Origin of the sequence: Streptomyces sp. NPDC101152, from assembly GCF_044768275.1 — a bacterium.
In the GTDB taxonomy this organism is placed as follows: domain Bacteria; phylum Actinomycetota; class Actinomycetes; order Streptomycetales; family Streptomycetaceae; genus Streptomyces.
This window is the reverse complement of sequence record NZ_JBIWPO010000022.1, coordinates 89,104-110,703: the sequence shown is the minus strand read 5'-3', so window position 1 is coordinate 110,703 and position 21,600 is coordinate 89,104. Positions and strand designations below refer to the sequence as shown.

The following is a 21,600-nucleotide window of genomic DNA, read 5'->3' as shown; positions in this document are numbered from 1 at the left end:
CACATGACCCAGCAGTCACTGGAGCCGCAGACCGTCGCCGACGACGCGGGAGAAGGCACCCGCGTCCCGGCCGGACGGTCGTGGCTCGACCGGTACTTTCACCTGTCCCAGCGGGGATCCAGCGTCGCCCGTGAGGTGCGCGGTGGCGTCACCACCTTCATGGCGATGGCGTACATCCTGCTGCTCAACCCCCTGATCCTGTCCGGCAAGGACGCGGCGGGGGACACCCTGCACCAGAAGGCGCTGATCACCGCGACCGCGTTCGCGGCGGCCCTCACCACGCTGCTGATGGGTCTCGTGGGCAAGGTCCCCCTCGCGCTTGCCGCCGGCCTGTCCGTCTCCGGCGTGCTGTCCTCGCAGGTCGCCCCGCAGATGACCTGGCCGCAGGCGATGGGCATGTGCGTGGTGTACGGCGTGGTCATCATGGTGCTGGTCGTCACCGGCCTGCGCGAGATGATCATGAACGCGATCCCGCTCGCCCTCAAGCACGGCATCACCATGGGCATCGGCCTGTTCATCGCCCTCATCGGCTTCTACAAGTCCGGCTTCGTGCACCAGGGCAGGGCCACCCCCGTCACCCTCGGCCCGGCGGGCCAACTCGCGGGCTGGCCGGTCCTGTTGTTCGCCGGGACCCTCCTGCTGATCTTCATGCTGCAGGCCCGCGACGTCCCCGGCGCCATCCTCATCGGCATCGTCAGCGGCACGGTCGTCGCCGCGATCCTCAACGCCGCCGGCGTGATCGCCCCCGGGCAGTGGGCGGGCGGCGCCCCCGAACTGCACGGCGGCGCGGTCTCCATGCCGGACTTCTCGCTCTTCGGGCACGTCGAGTTCGGCGGCTGGGGCAAGGTCGGCGCGATGACGGTCGGCATGATCGTCTTCACGCTGGTGCTCGCCGGGTTCTTCGACGCGATGGCCACCATCATCGGCGTCGGCACCGAGGCCGGGCTCGCCGACGGCAAGGGCCGGATGCCCGGCCTGTCCAAGGCGCTGTTCATCGACGGCGCGGGCGGCGCGATCGGCGGGGTCGCGGGCGGCAGCGGCCAGACCGTGTTCATCGAGTCGGCGACCGGCGTCGGCGAGGGCGCCCGCACCGGACTCGCCTCGGTCGTCACCGGCCTGTTCTTCGCGGCCTGCCTCTTCTTCACCCCGCTCACCGCGATCGTGCCGCAGGAGGTGGCCTCGGCCGCGCTGGTCGTCATCGGTTCGATGATGCTGATGAACGCCCGGCACGTGGACTGGGGCGACCGCGCCACGGCGATCCCGGTCTTCCTGACGGTCGTCGTGATGCCGTTCACGTACAGCATCACCGCCGGTGTCTCGGCCGGCGTCATCTCGTACGTCGCCGTCAAGACGGCCCAGGGCAAGGCCCGGGAGATCGGCGCCTTCATGTGGGTCCTGACGGCGATCTTCCTGGTCTACTTCGCCCTCCACCCGATCGAGAGCCGGCTGGGCGTCCACTAGCCGTCCGCCACACCAACCCCGTGAGGAGACCGACAGATGCTGGACATCGCCGAGGAGCTGGACCGGTGGGTCGGGCAGGGACGCGACTTCGCCGTGGCCACCGTGGTGGCCGTCGGCGGCAGCGCGCCCCGCCTGCCGGGCGCCGCCCTCGCGGTGGACGCCGACGGCACGGCGATCGGGTCGGTCTCCGGCGGCTGTGTGGAGGGCGCCGTGTACGAGCTGTGCCGGCAGGCGCTGCGGGACGGCGAAACCCTCCTGGAGCGCTTCGGGTACAGCGACGAGGACGCCTTCGCCGTCGGCCTGACCTGCGGCGGCGTCATCGACATCCTCGTCACCCCGGTACGGGTCGGCGATCTGGCCCGTCCGGTGCTGGCGTCCGCGCTGGCCGCCGCCGCTCGCGGGGAGGCGGCGGCGGTGGCGCGGATCGTGCGGGGGCCGGAAGAGTTGCTGGGGCGGGCGCTGCTGGTAAGGCCCGACGGCTCGTACGAGGGCGGTTTCGGCGCCCACCCGGAGCTGGACCGCACGGTCCTTGGCGAGGCCTCGGCCTTCCTGGACGCGGGCCGCACCGGCACCCTGGAGATCGGAGAGCAGGGCTCTCGCTGCGGAGCACCGCTCACGGTCCTGGTCGAGTCCTCCGTCCCCGCCCCCCGGATGATCGTCTTCGGCGCGATCGACTTCGCGTCGGCGCTGGTGCGGATCGGCAAGTTCCTCGGCTTCCACGTGACGGTGTGCGACGCCCGCCCGGTGTTCGCGACCCGCGCCCGCTTCCCCGAGGCCGACGAGATCGTCGTCGAGTGGCCCCACCGGTACCTGGAGCGGACATCGGTGGACGGCCGCAGCGTCCTGTGCGTCCTCACCCACGACGCGAAGTTCGACGTACCGCTGCTCCGCCGCGCGCTACGGCTGCCGGTGGCCTACGTCGGCGCGATGGGCTCGCGCCGCACCCACCTGGACCGCAACGAGCGCCTGCGCGAAGTAGGCGTCAGCGAACTGGAGCTGGCGCGGCTGCGGTCACCGATCGGCCTCGACCTCGGCGCCCGTACGCCCGAGGAGACGGCGCTGTCCATCGCCTCGGAGATCGTCGCCGCCCGGCGCGGCGGCAGCGGTGTCCCGCTCACCGGCGCGCACCGGCCCATCCACCACGACGTGACGTCGGTGCCGGCGCGCCGGATCGGGTCGGTGGCCTGAGCGTCCCCGGCGAGCGCGTCACTCCATCCTGAGCAGGCGGTTCACCGCGCGGCCGAACATCCGGCGGGACGCCCCCAGCAGGAGCGGATCGAACAGGCCGGGGAGCAGACGGACGGCCAGTTCCTCACGCCAGACCACCCGGCTCCGGCCGCCCGGTCCCGGCCGTACCTCGATCTCCGCCCAGCCCCTGACCACCCGGCCGCGTTTCTCCAGGCGGACCAGACCGGGCTCGTCGTCGGTCGGCGGGCGCCACACCGTGACCTCCATACGGTCGTCGAAGGCGAGCGGGCCGAAGCCGGTACGCGCGACGAACACCGTGCCCTCGCCGGTCGGCGGCGCGGTGAGCACGGTGACGCGGGTCAGCGGGACCACCTTCCCGTGCCGGGGCCACTCCGTGAGGCGGCGCCAGGCCTCGGAGAGGGGGAGCGGTGCCGTGCGTTCGATGAGGAAGGAGACCACAGGCCGCATCGTAGGGAATCCGGGCTGCTCAGCGCGCCTTTCGGTGGCGCGTCACACACATGGCGCAACGGAAGCGCCGCGGAAGGCACCGGCCTGCCGACCCCTACCGCACCCGCACGCCCCTGCGGCACCCTGGGAACCCGTGTCCCCGCCGCCCGGAAAGGCGCCCCATGGACCGTCAACCACCCACCGGACTGGACGAGTTGCAGCGCGATCCGTACCCCCGCTACGACCACGCCCGGCGGGCCGAGGGCCTGACACGGGTCGCCGAACTCGACGCCTGGCTGGTCGCCCGGGACGCCGACGTGCGCGAGGTCCTGCGCAGGCCCGAGGACTTCTCCTCCGCCAACGCCCTCACCCCGGACGTGCTGCCCTCGCCCGCCGCGTTCGCGGTCCTGGCCGGCGGGTTCGGCGGGCGGCGGCCGGTGGTCGTCGGCACCGACGGCACGCGCCACCAGGAACTGCGCGCGCCGATCGTCCGCGGGCTGTCACCGGCCCGGGTGGCGGCCGTCCTGCCGTACGCCGCCGAACGCGCCGCCGCCCTGGTCGACGCCTTCGTGGCGGACGGGCACGTCGAGCTGATGTCGGCGTACGCCGGCCGGCTCCCCGGCGAGGTGATCGGCCGTGTCGTCGGCCTCGACCTCGCCGACGTCCCCGGTGTCGTGCACGGCGGGTACCGCGCCGAGGAGTTGCTGTTCCGCCCGCTGGAGGAGGACGAGCAGCTCGCCGCCGCCGAGGACGTGGTCGCGATGCAGCGCACCCTGGAGCGGTACGTCCGGGAGCGGCACGCCGAGCCCCGCGACGACCTCTGCACGGAGCTCGTGAGGTCGGTCGTGCCCGACGGCGAGTTGGGCCTCGAGCACCGGAACGAACTCGTCGCCCATCTCCAGAACCTGCTGCTCGCCGGGCACTTGACCACCACGGCGCTGATCGGCACGACCGTGCTGCACCTGCTCCGCCATCCCCGCCAGTGGGAGCTGCTGTGCGCCGAGCCCGAGCGCATCCCCGCCGCCGTCGAGGAGGCCGCCCGCTACGACAGCGCCCTCCAGGGCTTCCGCCGGATCACCACCCGCCCGGTCACCCTCGCCGGCACCGAACTTCCGGCCGGGGCGACGCTGTTCGTGGCCTTCGGCAGCGCCAACCGGGATGCCGCCCGCCACCCCCGCCCCGACGAGTTCGACATCACCCGTGAGCCGGTCCGTCATCTCGCCTTCGGCCTGGGCGCGCACGGCTGCCCCGGCGCCCAGCTGGCCCGTGAACAACTCCGGCTCACCCTCGCGGAGTTGACCCGTCGACTGCCGGATCTGCGGCTCGCCGAGTACCGTCCGGTCGTCATGCGGCCCACGATGATCCACCGGTCGCCGCAGGCCCTGCACCTGACCTGGTGAGGGGAGGCGCTGGTGGTCCCAGGTGCGGCTCGCCACCTCGTGCCCCTCGGCCACTATGCGTGAAGGCATGCCGGGACTCCGCATACCGGGTAGCGACGGAGTGCACAGTTGTGCGATCGGCAGCCGGAACCACGTATGCGATCGCCCTCACCGGGTTACTCGCGCCGACACGCAAGTGAACGGCGAGAGTGAGGAGCGACCCGTGAGCGGACACCTGTGGCGCCGGGCCCTGGTCACCGGCGGAGCCGGGTTCGTCGGCTCCCATCTGTGCGGACACCTGCTCGCGGCCGGCAGCGACGTCGTCTGCCTGGACAACCTCTGCACCGGAACGCGGTCCAACGTCGCCGAGTACGAGCGGCGGCCCGGCTTCCGGTTCGTGCGCGTCGACGCCACCGACCCGGCGGCACTGCGCGACCTGCCGGGCCGCTTCGACCTCGTCCTGCACTTCGCCTGCCCCGCCTCGCCGGCCGACTACCTGCGACTGCCGCTGGAGACGCTCGACGTGGGCAGCACCGGCACCCGCAACGCGCTCGAGCGCGCCCGCGCCGACGGTGCACGGTTCGTCCTCGCCTCCACCTCTGAGGTGTACGGCGATCCGCTGGAGCACCCGCAGCACGAGGGGTACTGGGGCAACGTCAACCCCATCGGCCCGCGCAGCGTCTACGACGAGTCCAAGCGGTTCGCGGAGGCCCTGGTCACCGCCCACCGCAGCGTGCACGGCACCGACGCCGCCATCGTGCGGATCTTCAACACCTACGGCCCCCGGATGCGCACCGGCGACGGCCGCGCCGTCCCCGCCTTCGTCTCCCAGGCCCTGGACGGCGCGCCGCTCACGGTCGCCGGCGACGGCCGGCAGACCCGCTCCCTGTGCTACGTCGACGACACGGTCGACGGCGTGCTCGCCCTCGCCGCCTCCGGGGAGAGCGGGCCCGTCAACATCGGCGGCGGCGAGGAGATCGCCATGCTCGACCTCGCGCGCCGCATCGTCGACCTCACCGGCTCCGCCTCCCGTATCCGGTTCGTCGAACGCCCAGCCGACGACCCCGCCCGTCGCCGTCCCGACACCCGGCTGGCCCGGGAACGGCTCGGCTGGGAGCCCAGGGTCGGCTGGGCGGAGGGGCTGGAGCGCACCATCGGCTGGTTCACGCGGGCCGTCGCCGCCTGAGCCGCCCCATGGGGTGCCGGCTTCCCGGCACCGAGTGTGGACCGCCGTAGCGCAGAAAGTGAAAAGTCACCTTATTGGCGGACAAGTTGGTTCCAAGTGTTTGAGCCAACTGGGGTGCGGCACCCGCGAAGACCAGAGTCCGAACACGCCGCCCGTGACGGAGCACCCCCCATGCGCATCCTCGGCATCAACGCTTTGTTCCACGATCCGGCCGCGGCTCTCGTGATCGACGGACACACGGTCGCCGCCGCCGAGGAGGAGCGTTTCAGCCGCCGCAAGCACGGCAAGCGGCCGCTGCCCTTCTCCGCCTGGGAACTGCCCGAGCAGTCGGCCCGCTGGTGCTTGCGGCAGGCGGGCATCCAGCCGCGGGAGCTCGACGCCGTCGCCTACTCCTTCGACCCGAAGCTGGCCCGCCCGGCCGCCGAGATGGGCCTGGACGACCCCTGGGACCCGCTCCGCCTCGAGTACGCCGCCCGCGCCCCCGGCTTCCTCGCCGAGGCCCTGCCCGGCCTCGACCCCGACCGGGTCGTCTTCGTCCCGCACCACGTCGCGCACGCCGCCTCCGCCGGGCCCGCCTCCCCGCACCCCGACAACGACGTGCTGGTCCTCGACGGCCGCGGCGAGAGTGCCTCCCACCTGGCCGGCCGCTACCGCGACGGCAAGCTCGACACCCTCGCGACGCAGGCCCTGCCCGACTCGCTCGGCCTGGTCTACGAGGAGCTGACGGCCCACCTCGGGTTCCTGCGCAGCAGCGACGAGTACAAGGTGATGGCCCTCGCCTCCTACGGCACCCCCCGCTTCCTGCCGCAGCTCAGGCAGCACGTCCACGCCACCGGCCACGGCGGTTTCCGCGCCCACGGCGTCGACTGGGCCGCCCTCGCCCCGCCCCGCGCCAAGGACGAGCGGTGGTCCCGGGACCACGCCGACCTCGCCGCCGGCGCCCAGGCCGTGCTGGAGGAGGTCCTGCTCGAACTCGTCCACTGGCTGCATGGCGAGGCGGGCGGCGACACGCTCACCATGGCCGGCGGGGTCGCCCTGAACTGCGTCGCCAACTCGAAGATCGCCGCGCGCGGCCCGTACGACAACGTCTGGGTGCAGCCCGCCGCCGGCGACGCCGGGACCGCCCTCGGCGGCGCCCTGCACCTCGCGGGCAACGACGGCACCCCGCAGCCCATGCCCGGCCCCGACCTCGGCCGCGGCTGGAGCGAGGAGGAACTGCGCGCCTGGCTGGAGCGGGCCGCCGTACCCTACGAGCGGCCCGGCGACATCGCCGAGACGGTCGCCGAGGAACTCGCCCGGGACGGCATCGTCGCCTGGTTCCAGGGCCGCAGCGAGTACGGCCCGCGCGCCCTCGGACACCGCTCCCTGCTCGCCCACCCGGGGCGCGCCGAGAACCTGGAGCGCCTCAACCACGTCAAGGGCCGAGAGGAGTTCCGCCCGGTCGCCCCCATGGTCGCCGCCGACCGCGCCCACGAACTGTTCGCCGGGCCGCTGCCCAGCCCCCACATGCTCTTCGTCCACGAGGTCGCCGACGAGTGGCGCGAGCGCATCCCAGCCGTCGTGCACGTCGACGGCACCGCCCGCGTCCAGACCGTCGACGAGCGCGACGAACCGCTGGTGGCGCGGATGCTGGCCGCCTTCGAGCGCCGTACCGGCCTGCCCGTCGTCGTCAACACCAGCCTCAACACGGCCGGCCGGCCCATGGTCGACGACCCGCGCGACGCCCTGGAGTGCTTCGGCTCCGCACCGGTCGACCTGCTGGCGCTCGGACCGTTCGCGGTCCGCCGGGGGAGGGCGTTCGCATGACGACCTCCTACGCCGTCGTGATCCCCACCCTGGTGCGGGACACCCTTGCCGACTGCCTCGCGGCCCTCGCCGCCGCCAACGGCCCCCGGCCCACCGAGATCGTCCTGGTCGACGACCGCCCCGACGCCGCCTCCGAGCCGCTGGAACACCCGCTCAGCGTCCTGGGCGACCTGCGCGGCCGGACGACCGTGCTGCGCTCCCGCGGCCGGGGCCCCGCCGCCGCCCGCAACACCGCGCTGCGCGCCGTCACCTCCCCCTGGATCGCCTTCCTCGACGACGACGTGCAGGTCGGCCCGTACTGGTGCGAGCAACTGGCCGAGGACCTCGCCGACGCGTCCCCGGACACGGCGGGCGTGCAGGGTGTGATCGCCGTACCGCTGCCCGGCGAGCGGCGGCCGACGGACTGGGAGCGCGGGACGGCGGGGCTGGCCCGGGCCCGGTGGATCACCGCCGACATGGCCTACCGCACCGACGTGCTCAAGCAGGTCGGAGGCTTCGACGAACGCTTCCGGCGCGCCTTCCGGGAGGACGCCGACCTCGCGCTGCGCGTCCTCGACGCGGGCTGGCGCATCCACCAGGGCCGTCGCACCACCCGCCACCCCGTGCGCCCCGCCTCCCGCTGGGTGTCGCTGCGCGCCCAGCGCGGCAACGCCGACGACGCGCTGATGCGGCGGCTGCACGGACCCGACTGGTGGGAGAAGGCGGTCGCCCCGCGCGGCAGGAGGCGCTCCCACCTCGCGATCACCGCGTCCGGCGCCGCCGCGCTCGCCCTCGCGGCCACCGGCCGGCCCCGGGCCGCCGCGGCCGCCGGCGCCGGCTGGGCGCTGGGCACCGGCGAGCTGGCCTGGGCGCGGATCGCGCCCGGGCCGCGCACCCGCTACGAGGTGACCACCATGCTCGTCACCAGCGTGCTCATCCCGCCCGCCGCCACCTGGTACTGGCTGACCGGGCTGTGGCGGTACCGCAACGCCCCCGCCTGGCGGGAGGTGACGTCATGACCCGCGTCCAGGCCGTGCTGTTCGACCGCGACGGCACCCTCGTCCACGACGTCCCCTACAACGGCGACCCGGACCGGGTGCGCCCCGTCGACGGCGCCCGCGAGGCCGTCGCCCTGCTGCGCGCCCACGGGGTGCGCACCGGCGTCGTCACCAACCAGTCCGGCATCGCCCGCGGCCTGCTCACCGACGCCGACGTCCGCCGGGTCAACCACCGGGTCGACGAACTCCTCGGCCCCTTCGACGTGTTCGGCATCTGCCCGCACGGCCCGGGCGACGGCTGCCACTGCCGCAAGCCCGAACCCGGCCTGGTCCTGTGGGCCGCCGGACGCCTGTGCGCCGCCCCCGACCGCTGCGTGGTCGTCGGCGACATCGGCGCGGACGTCGAGGCCGCCCGCCGGGCCGGCGCCCACGGCATCCTCGTACCGAACGAACAGACCCTCCCGGAGGAGACCGCCCGCGCCGACCACGTGGCCCCCGACCTGCTGACAGCGGCACGCGCGGTGCTCAACGGGCCGCCGCGGGGGACGGTGCTGGTCGACGAACGGCCCATCGAGGCGGCCTACGACACCGGTTGGAGGCCGCGATGAAGGCCCTCGTCGTGCGGCTCGACAGCTTCGGTGACGTCCTGCTCGCCGGGCCCGCGATCCGGGCCGTCGCCGCCCGCGCCGACCACGTCACGCTGCTGTGCGGTCCGCGTGGCGCGCCCGCCGCGGCGCTGCTGCCCGGCGTGGACGACGTGCTGGTGTGGGACGCGCCCTGGGTGGGCTTCGAGCCGCCGCCGGTGGGCCGCGGCGAGGTCGACCAGCTCATCGACACCCTCGACGCCGACACGGCGCTGGTCCTGACCTCCTTCCACCAGTCCCCGCTCCCCGCCGCCCTGCTGCTGCGCCTGGCCGGCGTCGGACACATCGCCGCCGACAGCGAGGACTACCCCGGCTCCCTGCTCGACGTACGCCACCGGCGCGCCCCCTGCGCCCACGAGACCGAGGCCATGCTGGACCTCGCCGAGGCGGCCGGGTTCCCGCGCGCCGACGACGGACGGCTGCGGGTGCTGCCGCCACCCGCCACGACCGCCCTCACCGGCCCGGGCCCGTACGTCGTCATGCACCCGGGCGCCGCCGTCCCGGCACGCACCTGGGGCCCCGAGCGGGCCGCCGAGGCCGTGCGCGAACTGGACGAGGCCGGGCACCGGGTGATCGTCACCGGCGCCGGCGGCGAGCGCGAGCTGACCGCGTACGTCGCCGGAGACCACGCCCTCGACCTCGCCGGCCGCACCGGCGCCCCCCAACTCGCCGGCGTCCTGGCCCGCGCCGACGCCGTCGTCACCGGCAACACCGGCCCCGCGCATCTCGCCGCCGCCGTCGCCACCCCGGTCGTCTCCCTGTTCGCACCGGTCGTGCCCGCCGAGCGGTGGCGGCCCTACGGCGTCCCCTACGTCCTGCTCGGCGACCAGCAGGCGCCCTGCGCCGGCACCCGGGCCCGGCAGTGCCCCGTCCCCGGCCACCCCTGCCTGGACACCGTCACCGCCCACGACGTGGCCGCCGCCGTGGAGAAACTCCTGGGGGAGACATGAGGATCCTGCTCTGGCACGTGCACGGGTCGTGGACCACGGCCTTCGTGCAGGGCCCGCACACCTACGTCGTCCCCGTCACCCCCGACCGGGGCCCCGACGGCCGCGGCCGCGCCCGGACCTGGGACTGGCCCCGCTCCGTCGTCGAGGTGCCGCTGGAGCGGCTGCGCGACGAGGAGATCGACGTCGTCGTGTTGCAGCGCCCGCACGAACTCGCCCTGGTCGACGCCTGCCTGGGCCGCCGCCCCCCGCTGGTGTACGTCGAGCACAACGCCCCGGACGGCGACGTGCCCGACACCCGGCACCCCGTCGCCGACCAGCCGGACATCACGCTCGTCCACGTCACCCACTTCAACCGCCTGATGTGGGACTGCGGACGCGCCCCCACCACCGTGATCGAACACGGCATCGTCGACCCCGGCCAGCGGTGGACCGGCGAGCTGGAGCGGGCGGCCGTCGTCGTCAACGAGCCCGTACGGCGCGGCCGTACCACCGGCACCGACCTGCTGCCCGTCTTCGCCGAGGCCGCACCGCTGGACGTCTTCGGCATGGCCACCGACCGGCTCCGGGTACCGAACACGCACACCTTCGACCTCGCCCAGCGCGACCTGCACGCGGCGATGGCCAGGCGGCGCGTCTACGTCCACCCGGTCCGCTGGACCTCCCTCGGGCTGTCCCTGCTCGAGGCGATGCACCTGGGCATGCCCGTGGTCGCCCTCGCCACCACCGAGGTCACCGAGGCCGTACCGCCCGGCGCGGGAGTGGTCTCCAACCGGATCGACGTACTGACCGACGCCGTACGGGACTTCGTCGCCGACCCGCTGCACGCGCGGCTGGTCGGAGAGGGAGCCCGCGCGGCGGCCCTGGCCCGCTACGGGCTGTCCCGTTTCCTGGACGACTGGGAGCGGCTGCTGAAGGAGGTCACCCGATGAGGATCGCCATGGTGTCCGAACACGCGAGCCCGCTCGCCGCTCTCGGGGGGCCGGACGCCGGAGGCCAGAACGTGTACGTGGCCCGCCTCACCGAGGAACTGGCGCGCAGCGGCCACGACATCACCGTCTACACCCGGCGGGACTCCGACCGGCTGCCCGACCGGGTGCCGCTGCCCGGCGGCGGTGTGGTCGAGCACGTGCCGGCCGGACCGGCGAAACCCGTGCCCAAGGACGAACTCTTCCCCTACATGCCGGGCTTCGGCGCGGCCCTGGCCCGCGCCTGGCAGCGGGAGCGGCCCGACGTCGTGCACGCCCACTTCTGGATGTCCGGGATGGCCTCCCAGATCGGCGCCCACGAACACGGCGTCCCGTTGGTGCAGACCTTCCACGCGCTCGGCACCGTCAAGCGCCGCCACCAGGGCCGCCGCGACACCAGCCCCTGTGAACGCGTCGGCGTCGAACGGCAGATCGGCCGCAACTGCGCCCGGGTCCTCGCCACCTGCGGCGACGAGGTCCACGAACTCACCGAGATGGGCGTGCCACCCCCGCGGGTGTCGGTGGTGCCGTGCGGCGTGGACGCCGAACACTTCCACCCCGGCGCGCACAGCACCGGCGTCCCCGAACGCCGCGAGCGCCACCGGCTGCTCGCCTGCGGCCGGCTCGTCCCGCGCAAGGGCTACGACAAGGCGATCCGCGCCCTGACCCGGATCCCCGGCGCCGAACTCCTCATCGCCGGCGGCCCCGAACCCGGGCAGCTGGACGGCGACCCCGAGGCGGTACGGCTGCGCAGGCTCGCCGACCGCGCCGGGCTCGGCGATCGGGTACGGCTGCTCGGCGCCGTCGACCCCGACCACATGCCGGGGCTGATGTGCGCGAGCGACCTCGTCCTGTGCACCCCCGTCTACGAGCCGTTCGGCATCGTGCCGCTGGAGGCGATGGCCTGCGGTGTGCCCGTCGTCGCCACCGACGTCGGCGGACACCGCGACACCGTCGCCGACGGGCACACCGGACGCCGGGTGCCGTCCGGCGACACCTGGGCGATCGCCGCCGCCGTCCGCGAACTGCTCGGCGACGCGGCGCTGCGCCGCCGCATGGGCGCGGCGGGCCGCGAGCGTGCCCTCACCCGCTACACCTGGCAGCGCGTCGCGGACGGCGTCGAACAGGTCTACCAGCGGGTCCTGACCGGACACCGGATCTCCGAGGAGGTGGCGTGATGACCGTTCACCCGCCCGCCGTCGGGCACTGCGACGAACTCCTCGACGCGCTCGGCCAGTTCCGGACCTCCGCCCACATCACCGAACGGTGGGGCCGCCGGCTGGCCGCCGTGCTCGGCGGCGGCGGACGGCTGCTCGCCGCCGGCAACGGCGGCAGCGCAGCCCAGGCCCAGCACCTGACCGCCGAACTCGTCGGCCGCTACCGGGACGACCGGCCGCCGTTCTCCGCGATCGCCCTGCACGCCGACACCTCCTCCACCACCGCCATCGCCAACGACTACGGCGTCGACGCGGTCTTCGCCCGCCAGGTCCGCGCGCACGGCCGGCCCGGCGACGTCCTGATGCTGCTGTCCACCAGCGGCGCCAGCGCCAACCTGCTGTCCGCCGCGTCGGCGGCCCGTGCGAGCGGGCTGAGCGTGTGGACGCTGACCGGCCCGGCCCCCAACCCCCTCACCGCCGGCAGTGACGAGGCCCTCTGCGTCGAGGCGACCTCCGCCGCCACCGTCCAGGAACTGCACCTGGTGGCGGTGCACATGGTGTGCGCGGCCTTCGACGCGGAAGTGGAGAGGAGGGCCGCATGACGGACCGGGCCCCGCTGCTCGTCGTCGGCGACGCCCTGCTCGACCGGGACCTCGACGGCCACGCCGACCGGCTCGCACCCGACGCGCCCGTCCCCGTGGTCGCCGACTGCGCGGAACGGCTCCGGCCGGGCGGCGCGGCCCTCGCCGCCTACCTCGCGGCGCTGGACGGCCGCGAGGTGACGCTGGTGGCGGGCGTCGGCGACGACCCCGCGAGCCGCGACCTGCGCCGACTCCTCGAACCCTGGCTGAAGCTGATCCCGCTCCCGCTGACCGGCCCCCTCTCCGAGAAGACCCGGGTACTGGCCCAGGGACGGCCGGTGGCCCGCCTGGACCGGGGCAGCGGCACGACCCGTGAGGCGACCGACGCCGCCCGCGCGGCGATACGCTCCGCGCCGGCCGTCCTGGTCTCCGACTACGGCCGCGGCACCGCGGACGCCCTCCGCGACGTGCTCACCGCCCACCCGCCCCAGGTCTGGGACCCGCACCCGCGCGGCGGCCCGCCGGTACCCGGCGTACGCCTGGTGACCCCGGCGGAGAAGGAGGCCCACCGTTTCGCCGGACAGGACCTCGCCCCCGCAGGAGAGCTGCGCGGCGCCGCCCGTGCCGCGGCCACGCTGGTACGGGACTGGCGGGCCGGTGCCGTCGCGGTCACCCTCGGTGCGCGCGGCGCCCTCCTGTCGTACGGCGACCAGCCGCTGCTGTGCCCCGCCCCCGCGGTCCACGGCGCCGACCCGTGCGGGGCGGGCGACCGCTTCGCCGCGACGGCCGCGGGACTGTTCGCCGACGGCGCGCTGGTCGGCGAGGCCGTGGAGGGCGCCGTCACGGCGGCGACCGCCTTCGTCGGCGAGGGAGGGGCGAGTGCCCTCCCGGGGACCTCCGAGGTGGCCGCCGACACCGAAGACGTACCGGAGGTCCTCGCCCGGGTCCGCGCCGCGCACGGCACCGTGGTCGCCGCAGGGGGCTGCTTCGACCTGCTGCACGCCGGGCACGTGGGACTCCTGGAGGCCGCCCGGCGGCTCGGCGACTGTCTCGTGGTGTGCGTGAACTCGGACGCCTCGGTACGCCGGCGCAAGGGCTCCGGACGGCCGGTCACCCCGCTCGCCGACCGGGTACGGGTGTTGCGCGCCCTCGGCTGCGTGGACGCCGTCGCCGTGTTCGGCGAGGACACCCCCGAGCGCCTGCTCGCCGACCTTCGCCCCGACATCTGGGTCAAGGGCGGCGACTACAGCGGGGCCGAACTCCCCGAGGCCGCGCTCCTGGAGGAGTGGGGCGGCCAGGCGGTCCTCCTGCCGTACCTGGACGGCCGCTCCTCGACGACCCTGATGACCCGCGCGGCGGGCGCGCTGTGACGGTGACGCCGCAGCCCCGCGTCCTCGTCCTGCGTGCCCTGGGCCTCGGCGACCTGCTCGCCGGCGTCCCAGCGCTGCGGGCGCTGCGCCGCGCGTTCCCCGGGCACGAGCTGGTGCTGGCCGCGCCCGCCGAACTGGCGCCCCTCGCGGCGGCGACCGGCGCCGTGGACCGGCTGCTGCCCGCCGCCGCCCCCGGCCGGGCCGTGCCCCGCGCCCTCGACTGGACCGGCCCGCCCCCCGACATCGCCGTCGACCTGCACGGCAACGGCCCGCCCAGCCACCGCCTCCTGCAACGGCTGCGGCCGCGCACCCTGCTGGCCTTCGCACACCCCGAGACCCCCGAGATCGACGGCCCGACATGGCGTGCCGAGGAGCACGAACGGGCCCGCTGGTGCCGACTGCTCGCGTTCTACGGCATCGACGCCGACCCCACCGACCTGCGCCTGTCCCGCCCGCCCGGCGCCGGATCGGCACCCGGCGCCGTCGTCCTCCACCCCGGTGCCGGAGCGCCCTCCCGCTGCTGGCCCGTGGAGCGGTACGCGACGGTCGCGCACGCCCTGCGCCGCCAGGGCGTGCGGGTCGTCGTCACCGGGGGAGCGGACGAGGACGAGCTGGTCGCCCGGCTCGCCGCCCGCGCGGGCCTTCCCGTCGCCGACCTCTTCGCCGGCGGCCTCCCCTTCGACGACCTGTGCGCCCTGGTCGCCGGCGCCCGGGCCGTCGTCAGCGGCGACACCGGCATCGCCCATCTCGCCGTCGCCCTGGGTACCCCCTCCGTCACCCTCTTCGGCCCCGTACCGCCGAGCCGCTGGGGCCCACCGCCCCACCCACGCCACCGCGCCCTGTGGCACCCCGGCCCGGACGGCGACCCGCACGGCCACCACCCCGACCCCTCCTTGCTGCGCATCCACCCGGCCGACGTCCTGCAAGCCCTCGCCGAACAGGACGTCTGTCCAGGGGAGTTGGTCCCGGCCCCCCGCTCAGCCTTCCGTCAGCCGGCACAGCAGCCGGAACGAGGCGAACAGGGCCGCCGGCCAGACGCCGGCGAAGGCCCAGATCGCGGCCGGCTCGGAGGTGACGATCCCGGCGGTCATCAGGCCGGCCGAGAGGAGTAGGAGGAACGCGACCGTCCACACGCGCGGGCGGTACGCGGCGAGTCGCGCGAGGTCGGGGCGGCGGCTCGGGCGGAAGGTGCGCAGCCGTCGCTCCAGACGGCGGTCGCGGCGCAGGGCGCGTTCCATCTCGTCGAGGGCGCGCTGTTCGTGATCGGGGAGTCGGCTGGTGGACACGGTGCCTCCTCGGCGGCGGGGCCTGGACTTCGAGTGCCCCGGGCCACCGCAGAAGTAACCGGTGGGAGTTGCGGACCGAAGGTGTCCGCAAGCCCCTATAGCGTGCCCTGCATGACGAAGACGACAGCCGCCGCGCCCGTGCTCGGCGCCCGCGCCCTCAACCGCGCGACCCTCGCGAGGCAGCTTCTGCTGCGCCGCTCGCCGCTGTCCGTCCCGCAGGCGGTCGAGCACGTCGTCGGCCTGCAGGCGCAGAACGTCAAACCGCCGTACTACGCGCTCGCCGCGCGCCTCGAGGGTTTCGCGCCCGAGGAGCTGTCGCGGCTGATGGCCGACCGCGAGGTCGTCCGCATCGTCACCCTGCGCTCGACCATCCACACCCACACCGCGGACGACTGCCTCACCCTGCGCCCGCTGGTCCAGCCCGCCCGGGACCGCGAACTGACCATCTTCCGCAAGGGACTCGTGGGCGTGGACCTCGACCGCCTCGCCGCCCTCGCCCGCGAACTCGTCGAGGCCGACCCGCGCACCATGGCGCAGTTGCGCGAGGCCCTGACGGCCGAGTGGCCGGACGCCGATCCGCAGGCCCTCGGCATCGCCGCCCGCTGCCGGCTCCCGCTGGTCCAGGTCACCCCGCGTGGGCTGTGGGGACGCAGCGGCCAGGTCGCCCTCACCACCGCCGAGCACTGGCTCGGCCGCCCCGCCGAACCCGCCCCGGCCCCGCAGGACGTCGTGCTGCGCTACCTCGCAGCCTTCGGCCCCGCCTCCGTCAAGGACATGCAGTCCTGGGCCGGCCTGACCCGTCTGCGCGAGGCCTTCGAGGGCCTGCGCCCCCGCCTCGTCACCTTCCGCGACGAGAACGGCGTCGAGCTCTTCGACCTGCCGGACGCACCCCGCCCCGACGCGGACACCCCGGCCCCGCCCCGCTTCCTCCCCGAGTTCGACAACCTGCTCCTCTCCCACGCCGACCGCACCCGTGTGGTGCCGAAGGAGTACTGGGGCCGCTACTGGGTGGGCAACCTGGTCCACCGGACCTTCCTGGTCGACGGTTTCCTGGCGGGCGTGTGGAAGCTGGAGCAGGACGCGCTCGTCATCGAGCCCTTCGGCACGCTCACCAGGGCCCAGCGGGCGGACCTCACCAAGGAAGGGGAGCGGATGCTGGGCGTCATGCACGCGGGGGAGCCGTACGACGTCCGCTTCGGGACCGTCCTCGCGGAACGTGGATAGGGGGCGCTGCGAGCTGCTCGTGGTAGCTCGCAACGCCCCCCGGTCTCTCACCTGAGGGGTGCTCAGGAGTCCCTCGGGGCTAGGAGGTGACCTGCGCGGTCACCAGATCGGAGAAGGTGGTCAGCCGGGTGTAGACACCCGGGTAGCCCGCCTCCGCGCAGCCCTCGCCCCAAGAAGTGATCCCTGCCAGGACGCCCCCGATGAGCAGGGGACCGCCGCTGTCGCCCTGGCAGGTGTCTGTGCCGCCGGTGGTGTATCCGGCGCAAACCATGTCGGACGGTACGTATTGTGAGCCGTAGGAGCTCTGGCAGCCGGCGTCGGACACGATCGGGACGGTCGCGGTCCGCAGCTGGTTGGAGGGGCTGCCGTTCTCCGAGGTGGTGCCCCAGCCGAGGATGCGCGCGGTGGTGCCGGCCGCGTACAGGCCCGTGTCCGAGGCGGAGACGTACTTCGCCGTGGTGTACGGCATCGAGGTCGACAGGGTCAGGACCGCCACGTCGGAGCCGTTGGAGGCGTCGGTGTAGGACGGGTCGATCCAGATCCTGCTGACCGTGCTGACGGTGCCGTCGGTGTCGTTCAGGTAGGTGCGGCCGCCGACGACGCGGACGCTGTCGGTTGTCTCGCCGGCCATGCAGTGGGCGGCGGTGACCACCTTGGTGGGCGAGACGAGGGTGCCGCCGCAGAACTGGTTCTGCGAGGCGTCCGTGATCTGCATGACGAACGGGTACGCCGTGGTCGTCGTCGTGGTGCCGCCGACGACCGGCTGGGGTGCGGCTGCCGCGACAGGCGCGCCGAGCAGTGCGGTGGCGGCCGCCGCTGCGGTCGCCACCACCACCGCGGCGGTCTGTCTTGCGCGGGTGAGCCCGAACATGAGTCTCCTCGGTGGACTTGCCGGTGGGGGATCGCACGGGTGTGGGGGGTTTGCACGGGGGTCGCGGGACCGACCCCCGTATGCCCGGGCGAGCGGCACGCCCTCACGCTAGAACCCGGCGCGCCCTTCACCCAATGAGGGAACCCCCTAGGGGAGTTGGACAGGGAAAACCCTCGGTCGGCGACCAGTAAACCCGGACAAACCTCACTTTGTGCGGCGCCCCGCCGCCAGTCGGACGATATCCACCCGAGAGCGGATGCCGAGCTTGCGGTAGACCCGGGTGAGGGTCGCCTCGACCGTCTTGACGCTGATGAACAGGCGCGCGGCGATCTCGCGGTTGGTCGCGCCCTCCATGACGAGCGCGGCGACCTGACGCTCCATCGAGGCGAGGCCCTCCAGGCCCTCTGACGCGGCGAGGGGCGGATCCGGTTCCACCGGGGTCGCCGCGGCCGCCTCCTCCACCTGCCGCAGCCACGGCAGCGCCCGGCACCGGCGGAAGAGCCGGGCCGCTTCGTCGTAATTCGCCTCCGGTGCGCCGGGGGCGGGGGCGGGGCCGGTGCGCCGGGTGCGCAGGGCGGCCAGCGCGAAGGCCGCGCGGGCCTCCTCCAGGCCGTAGCCCAGCTTGGCGAGCCGGTCCTGAGCGTGCGTCAGCTGGGCGAGCGCGGCCTCGCGTTCGCCGCGCGCGGCCCGCACCAGGGCCTCGGCCCGGTCGAGGACCGCCAGCACGCTCTCGCGGCCCAGCCGCAGCGCGTGTTCCCGCGCCCCGGCGACGAGTTCGTACGCCTCGTCGACCTCGCCGATCCGCACCAGGGCCTCGGCGAGGTCGCCGTGCCAGCGGCCACGGGCCGGGTCGGTGATGCCGAGTCCGTGCTCCAGCTCCCGCACCCGGCGCAGCGAACGCACCGCGCCCTCGGTGTCCTGGGCGACCAGCTGGGCGTGCCCGAGGGCGGTCAGGCCCCGGGAGACGTACATCTGGTCGCCCGCCAGCTCGGCCTGTTCCAGTGCCTCGCGGGCCAGTGCGAGCGCCCGGTCGGCGTCGCCGCCGGAGGCCTCGGCGAGGGAGTTGAGCACGGCGGAGGGGATCTCGCCGATGCCGGAGTCGCGGGCCAGCCGCATGCTCTCCCGGGCCAGGTCCAGCGCGCGCCCGCAGTGTCCGGAGCGCAGCTCGGTCTCGGCGAGCATCCGCACGAAGTGCACCTCGCTCTCGACCATGCCGCGCTGCCGGGCCCGGCGCAGCAGCGCGGTCACGGTGGCGCGCGCCTCGGGCACCTGGTCGCTCATGACCAGCCAGCGGAACCGGGCGGACCCGGCGCCGTTGTGGTGGCTGGCCACCTGCGGGTCCTGGGGTTCCTTCATGGCGCGCTTGATGGTGGCGGGGGCGTCCGGGTGGCCCATCAGGGTCTCGGTCTCGCCCTGGAAGGCGAGCGCGAGCAGTTCGGTGCGCCGGTCACCGGCCCGTGCGGCCAGCTCCGCCGCGTGCGCCGCCTCCTGGCGGCCGGTGGCGAAGTCGCCCTCCACGACCAGTCCCCGCCAGGCCAGCTGGTAGTGGACCAGGGCGAGCAGCCGCGGGTCGTCGCCGGCGTCGGCGAGGGCCTGCGGGTAGACGGTGTCGACGTCGCCGAGCGCCTGCCCGGCCGACTCGATCACCACCATCCAGGCCCGCACCCGGTCGGCCGGCGCGGTGGCCCGGGTCAGCACGTCCCGGGCGATGTCCCGGGCGAGATCCACCTCGCCGGCGATGATCGCGTCCTCGGCGGCCTGCAGCCGGCGCTCGTCCGGGCCGGGGTCGCCGTCGGCCGGGGTGTGCCGGGCCGCCAGCAGTCCCAGCGAGGCGGCCGCCGACGGGGCGCCGCGGTCCCGGGCCAGGGCGGCGGCCTCGGCGAGACGGGCCGCGGCCTCCGGGTCGGTGCCGGTGGTCGCGAGCGCCAGGTGCCGGGCCCGCTCGATCGGGTCGGAGGCCGCCGTGGACAGGGCGGCGTGCGCGGCCCGCCGCTCCTGCGCGGGCGCCTCCGCGTACAGCGCGGCGGAGATCAGCGGGTGCGCGAACCGTACGGCGGGACCCTCGGGTTCCGTGGCCAGCAGCCCGAGTTCGGCCGCCTGGGCGGTCTCGGCCTCGGCGTTGACCCGGCCGGCCGCGTGCAGCAGGGCCAGCGTGGGGCGGGCGCCGGCACTGGCCACGAGGAGGGTGCGGCGGGCGTCGTCGGAGAGCATCTCCAGGCGGCTGAGGACCAGGGCGCGCAGCGAGGTCGGCACCGGCAGCGGTTCGCCCGGCCGGGGCGGGGTCGGGTTCTCGGCCAGGGCGCGGCCCAGTTCGAGGGCGAAGAGCGGGTTGCCGCCGCTGGTGCGGTGGATGTCGCGGACCGTGGAGCGGGGCAGGCCGGTGTAGCCGCGGTGGTCGAGCAGGGCGGAGACCTGGGCCCGGGAGAGGGCGCCGAGCCGGACGGCGAGGGTGTCCGGGGGTGAGGCGCGCAGGTGACGGTCGTACTCCTGGCCCTCCGTGCGCACGGCGCACAGCATCTGCACCGGGGTGTCGCCGAGGCGGCGGGCGGCGAAGCCGAGGAGTTCGGCGCTGGCCGAGTCGAGCCACTGGAGGTCGTCGGCGACGACGAGGACGGGGCCCTCGGCGGCCAGGGCGCGCAGGGCGGACAGCACGGCCAGGCGCAGGGCGAGACCGTCGTGCTGGAGCGTGGACTCGCCGCGGCCGGTGAGGGCCGACTCCAGGGCCGTGCGCTGGGCGGCGGGGAGCTTGCCGGAGATCCGGTCGACGGCCAGGCCGAGGAGGTCCGCGAGGGCCAGGAAGGGGAGATGGGATTCGGACTCGGTCGCCGAGCAGCGCAACACGGTGTGGGCCGGTGTCCCATATTCGGATGCCAATGCCCGCAGGACGGTCGACTTTCCTATTCCGGCGGGTCCGTGGAGCAGCACACTGCCGCCGCGGGCGAGCTGCTCGCGTGCCGCGCCGAACGGCTCGTCCCGGCCGATGACCAGGTCGGGGCGGTGTCTGGCAGGCTCCTTGAAGTCCCGTCGCACGGTTACCGCTCCCTCCCATGTCGTGTCCGGACCAAATTCTAGGCAACGTCTCCTTGAAATTCGGACGGACCTCGTGCGCAGGGGCATGACAAAGCTTACGGGATACGGAAATTCAAAGCATCACTGAATGAATAGCCCCCTGTCGGGGCGGTCCCAGGACCCTAGGGCAGCAGACCCGCCCGGCGGGCCGCCGCGACCGCCTCTCCCCGGGTGTGCGCGCCCAGCTTGCGCATGGCGGAGCGCAGATAGCTCTTCACCGTCTCCGGCCGCAGCCCCAGCCGCTCGGAGGCCGCCGCGTTCGTCGCCCCGGCCGCCGTGCAGGCGAGGACGTCCAGTTCACGAGGGGTCAGCCGGACCGCCGCGCGCGGGGCCCGCGGGGCCAGCAGCGCGCACGCCTCGAGCAGTTCGGCCCGCAGGGCCGGGTCCGCGATCCGCGACGCCAGGGCCCGCAGCGCCGCGTGCGCCTCCCGCACCTGTTCCCGGGCCGCGCCGGACTCGGGCTCCCGGACCGACGCGGTGGCCGACGCTACGAGATCGCCGACCTCGTCACGCACGACCAGCGTCTGCTCCACGTCCCGCGCCGCCTGCATCGCCGCGTCCAGCGTGCGGTCGCCCAGCGGCTCGGCCGTGCGCAGGGCGCCGTACAGCACACCGCGCACCCGGCGCCGTACCACCACCGGGACCGCCAGCACCGAGCGCAGGCCCTCGGCGGCGACCGGGACGTCGTACTCGTGGCTGATCTGCCGGGACGAGGAGTAGTCCGGCACGGCACACGGGCGGGCCAGGGCGACGGCCCGGCCGCCGAGGCCGTTGCCGGAGGTCACCGGGAGTCCGCTCAGCGCGGTCGTCGCGGCGCCGCTGAGTTCGCTGATGCGCACGTGCTGCCGGCCCGGCTCCACCAGCCCGCCGAAGGCGACCGGCAGCCCGGTCGCGCGCCGCAGCCGCACCAGCGCGTTCCGTATCTCGACCGCCCCGCCAGCGTCCGCGTTCACCTGCTCGCCCTTTCCGTGCGGCGCCCACCCCCGTACGGGGGTAGTGAGACCAGCATCACGGATTACACGATGGATGAGAGCCGCCC

At 74.7% G+C, this 21,600-nt stretch carries 18 protein-coding genes and 1 pseudogene; 14 read left to right on the top strand and 5 right to left on the bottom strand.

Features of this window, described 5'->3' with window-relative positions; all coding sequences use genetic code 11:
* Positions 1 to 3 precede the first annotated feature (3 nt).
* Positions 4 to 1,461, top strand: coding sequence for an NCS2 family permease (locus tag ACIRVK_RS26320; protein WP_404251097.1), 1,458 nt, complete (start codon positions 4 to 6; stop codon positions 1,459 to 1,461).
* Positions 1,462 to 1,497: 36 nt separating this feature from the next.
* Positions 1,498 to 2,649, top strand: a complete 1,152-nt coding sequence (locus ACIRVK_RS26315) for an XdhC family protein (RefSeq protein WP_404251095.1) — start codon at positions 1,498 to 1,500, stop codon at positions 2,647 to 2,649.
* A gap of 18 nt (positions 2,650 to 2,667) precedes the next feature.
* On the opposite strand, the gene ACIRVK_RS26310 is transcribed toward ACIRVK_RS26315, so the two are convergent.
* Entirely contained in the window at positions 2,668 to 3,108 is a 441-nt protein-coding gene (locus tag ACIRVK_RS26310; protein ID WP_404251093.1) for an SRPBCC family protein, read from the bottom strand.
* A gap of 170 nt (positions 3,109 to 3,278) precedes the next feature.
* Between ACIRVK_RS26310 and ACIRVK_RS26305 the strand changes: the two genes are divergently transcribed.
* The 11 genes from ACIRVK_RS26305 (at position 3,279) to ACIRVK_RS26255 (ending at position 15,223) form a co-directional block, all read left to right on the top strand.
* Positions 3,279 to 4,496 carry a cytochrome P450 gene (locus ACIRVK_RS26305; protein ID WP_404251091.1) on the top strand — a complete coding sequence of 406 codons (1,218 nt, stop codon included), beginning with the start codon at positions 3,279 to 3,281 and terminating at the stop codon, positions 4,494 to 4,496.
* 202 nt (positions 4,497 to 4,698) lie between these two features.
* Positions 4,699 to 5,661 carry an NAD-dependent epimerase/dehydratase family protein gene (locus ACIRVK_RS26300; protein ID WP_404251089.1) on the top strand — a complete coding sequence of 321 codons (963 nt, stop codon included), beginning with the start codon at positions 4,699 to 4,701 and terminating at the stop codon, positions 5,659 to 5,661.
* A 171-nt stretch (positions 5,662 to 5,832) separates the two neighbouring features.
* Positions 5,833 to 7,467, top strand: coding sequence for a carbamoyltransferase (locus ACIRVK_RS26295; protein ID WP_404251087.1), 1,635 nt, complete (start codon positions 5,833 to 5,835; stop codon positions 7,465 to 7,467).
* Entirely contained in the window at positions 7,464 to 8,465 is a 1,002-nt protein-coding gene (locus ACIRVK_RS26290) for a glycosyltransferase family 2 protein (protein ID WP_404251085.1), read from the top strand. The genes ACIRVK_RS26295 and ACIRVK_RS26290 overlap by 4 nt, the downstream gene beginning before the upstream one ends.
* Positions 8,462 to 9,052: a D-glycero-alpha-D-manno-heptose-1,7-bisphosphate 7-phosphatase gene (locus ACIRVK_RS26285; RefSeq protein WP_404251083.1), complete on the top strand. Its 591-nt coding sequence runs from the start codon at positions 8,462 to 8,464 to the stop codon at positions 9,050 to 9,052. The genes ACIRVK_RS26290 and ACIRVK_RS26285 overlap by 4 nt, the downstream gene beginning before the upstream one ends.
* On the top strand, positions 9,049 to 10,038 hold the full coding sequence (locus ACIRVK_RS26280; RefSeq protein WP_404251082.1) for a glycosyltransferase family 9 protein: 990 nt from the start codon (positions 9,049 to 9,051) through the stop codon (positions 10,036 to 10,038). The genes ACIRVK_RS26285 and ACIRVK_RS26280 overlap by 4 nt, the downstream gene beginning before the upstream one ends.
* Positions 10,035 to 10,967 (top strand): glycosyltransferase, encoded by a 933-nt coding sequence (locus ACIRVK_RS26275; RefSeq protein ID WP_404251080.1) that lies wholly within the window; start codon positions 10,035 to 10,037, stop codon positions 10,965 to 10,967. Before ACIRVK_RS26280 ends, ACIRVK_RS26275 begins: the two co-directional genes overlap by 4 nt.
* Positions 10,964 to 12,181 carry a glycosyltransferase gene (locus ACIRVK_RS26270; RefSeq protein WP_404251078.1) on the top strand — a complete coding sequence of 406 codons (1,218 nt, stop codon included), beginning with the start codon at positions 10,964 to 10,966 and terminating at the stop codon, positions 12,179 to 12,181. The genes ACIRVK_RS26275 and ACIRVK_RS26270 overlap by 4 nt, the downstream gene beginning before the upstream one ends.
* Positions 12,181 to 12,762: an SIS domain-containing protein gene (locus ACIRVK_RS26265; protein ID WP_404251076.1), complete on the top strand. Its 582-nt coding sequence runs from the start codon at positions 12,181 to 12,183 to the stop codon at positions 12,760 to 12,762. The genes ACIRVK_RS26270 and ACIRVK_RS26265 overlap by 1 nt, the downstream gene beginning before the upstream one ends.
* Positions 12,759 to 14,111: a D-glycero-beta-D-manno-heptose 1-phosphate adenylyltransferase gene (gene rfaE2, locus ACIRVK_RS26260; RefSeq protein ID WP_404251074.1), complete on the top strand. Its 1,353-nt coding sequence runs from the start codon at positions 12,759 to 12,761 to the stop codon at positions 14,109 to 14,111. Before ACIRVK_RS26265 ends, rfaE2 begins: the two co-directional genes overlap by 4 nt.
* Entirely contained in the window at positions 14,108 to 15,223 is a 1,116-nt protein-coding gene (locus tag ACIRVK_RS26255) for a glycosyltransferase family 9 protein (RefSeq protein ID WP_404251072.1), read from the top strand. Before rfaE2 ends, ACIRVK_RS26255 begins: the two co-directional genes overlap by 4 nt.
* Here the strand turns inward: ACIRVK_RS26255 and ACIRVK_RS26250 are convergent.
* Positions 15,212 to 15,349 (bottom strand): annotated as a pseudogene (locus ACIRVK_RS26250) (hypothetical protein); the annotation flags it as partial. The gene ACIRVK_RS26255 and the pseudogene ACIRVK_RS26250 sit on opposite strands and share 12 nt — an antisense overlap.
* 159 nt (positions 15,350 to 15,508) lie before the next feature.
* Here ACIRVK_RS26250 and ACIRVK_RS26245 point away from each other — a divergent pair.
* A complete protein-coding gene (locus tag ACIRVK_RS26245) occupies positions 15,509 to 16,621 on the top strand; it encodes a winged helix DNA-binding domain-containing protein (RefSeq protein WP_404251070.1) in 1,113 nt (370 codons plus the stop codon).
* Between the two features lie 79 nt (positions 16,622 to 16,700).
* On the opposite strand, the gene ACIRVK_RS26240 is transcribed toward ACIRVK_RS26245, so the two are convergent.
* The 3 genes from ACIRVK_RS26240 to ACIRVK_RS26230 all read right to left on the bottom strand — a co-directional run bounded on the left by ACIRVK_RS26240 (position 16,701) and on the right by ACIRVK_RS26230 (position 21,514).
* Positions 16,701 to 17,492 (bottom strand): S1 family peptidase, encoded by a 792-nt coding sequence (locus ACIRVK_RS26240; RefSeq protein ID WP_404251068.1) that lies wholly within the window; start codon positions 17,490 to 17,492, stop codon positions 16,701 to 16,703.
* 204 nt (positions 17,493 to 17,696) lie between these two features.
* On the bottom strand, positions 17,697 to 20,522 hold the full coding sequence (locus ACIRVK_RS26235) for a helix-turn-helix transcriptional regulator (protein WP_404251066.1): 2,826 nt from the start codon (positions 20,520 to 20,522) through the stop codon (positions 17,697 to 17,699).
* Between the two features lie 161 nt (positions 20,523 to 20,683).
* Positions 20,684 to 21,514, bottom strand: a complete 831-nt coding sequence (locus ACIRVK_RS26230; protein ID WP_404251064.1) for a response regulator transcription factor — start codon at positions 21,512 to 21,514, stop codon at positions 20,684 to 20,686.
* Positions 21,515 to 21,600: the final 86 nt, after the last annotated feature.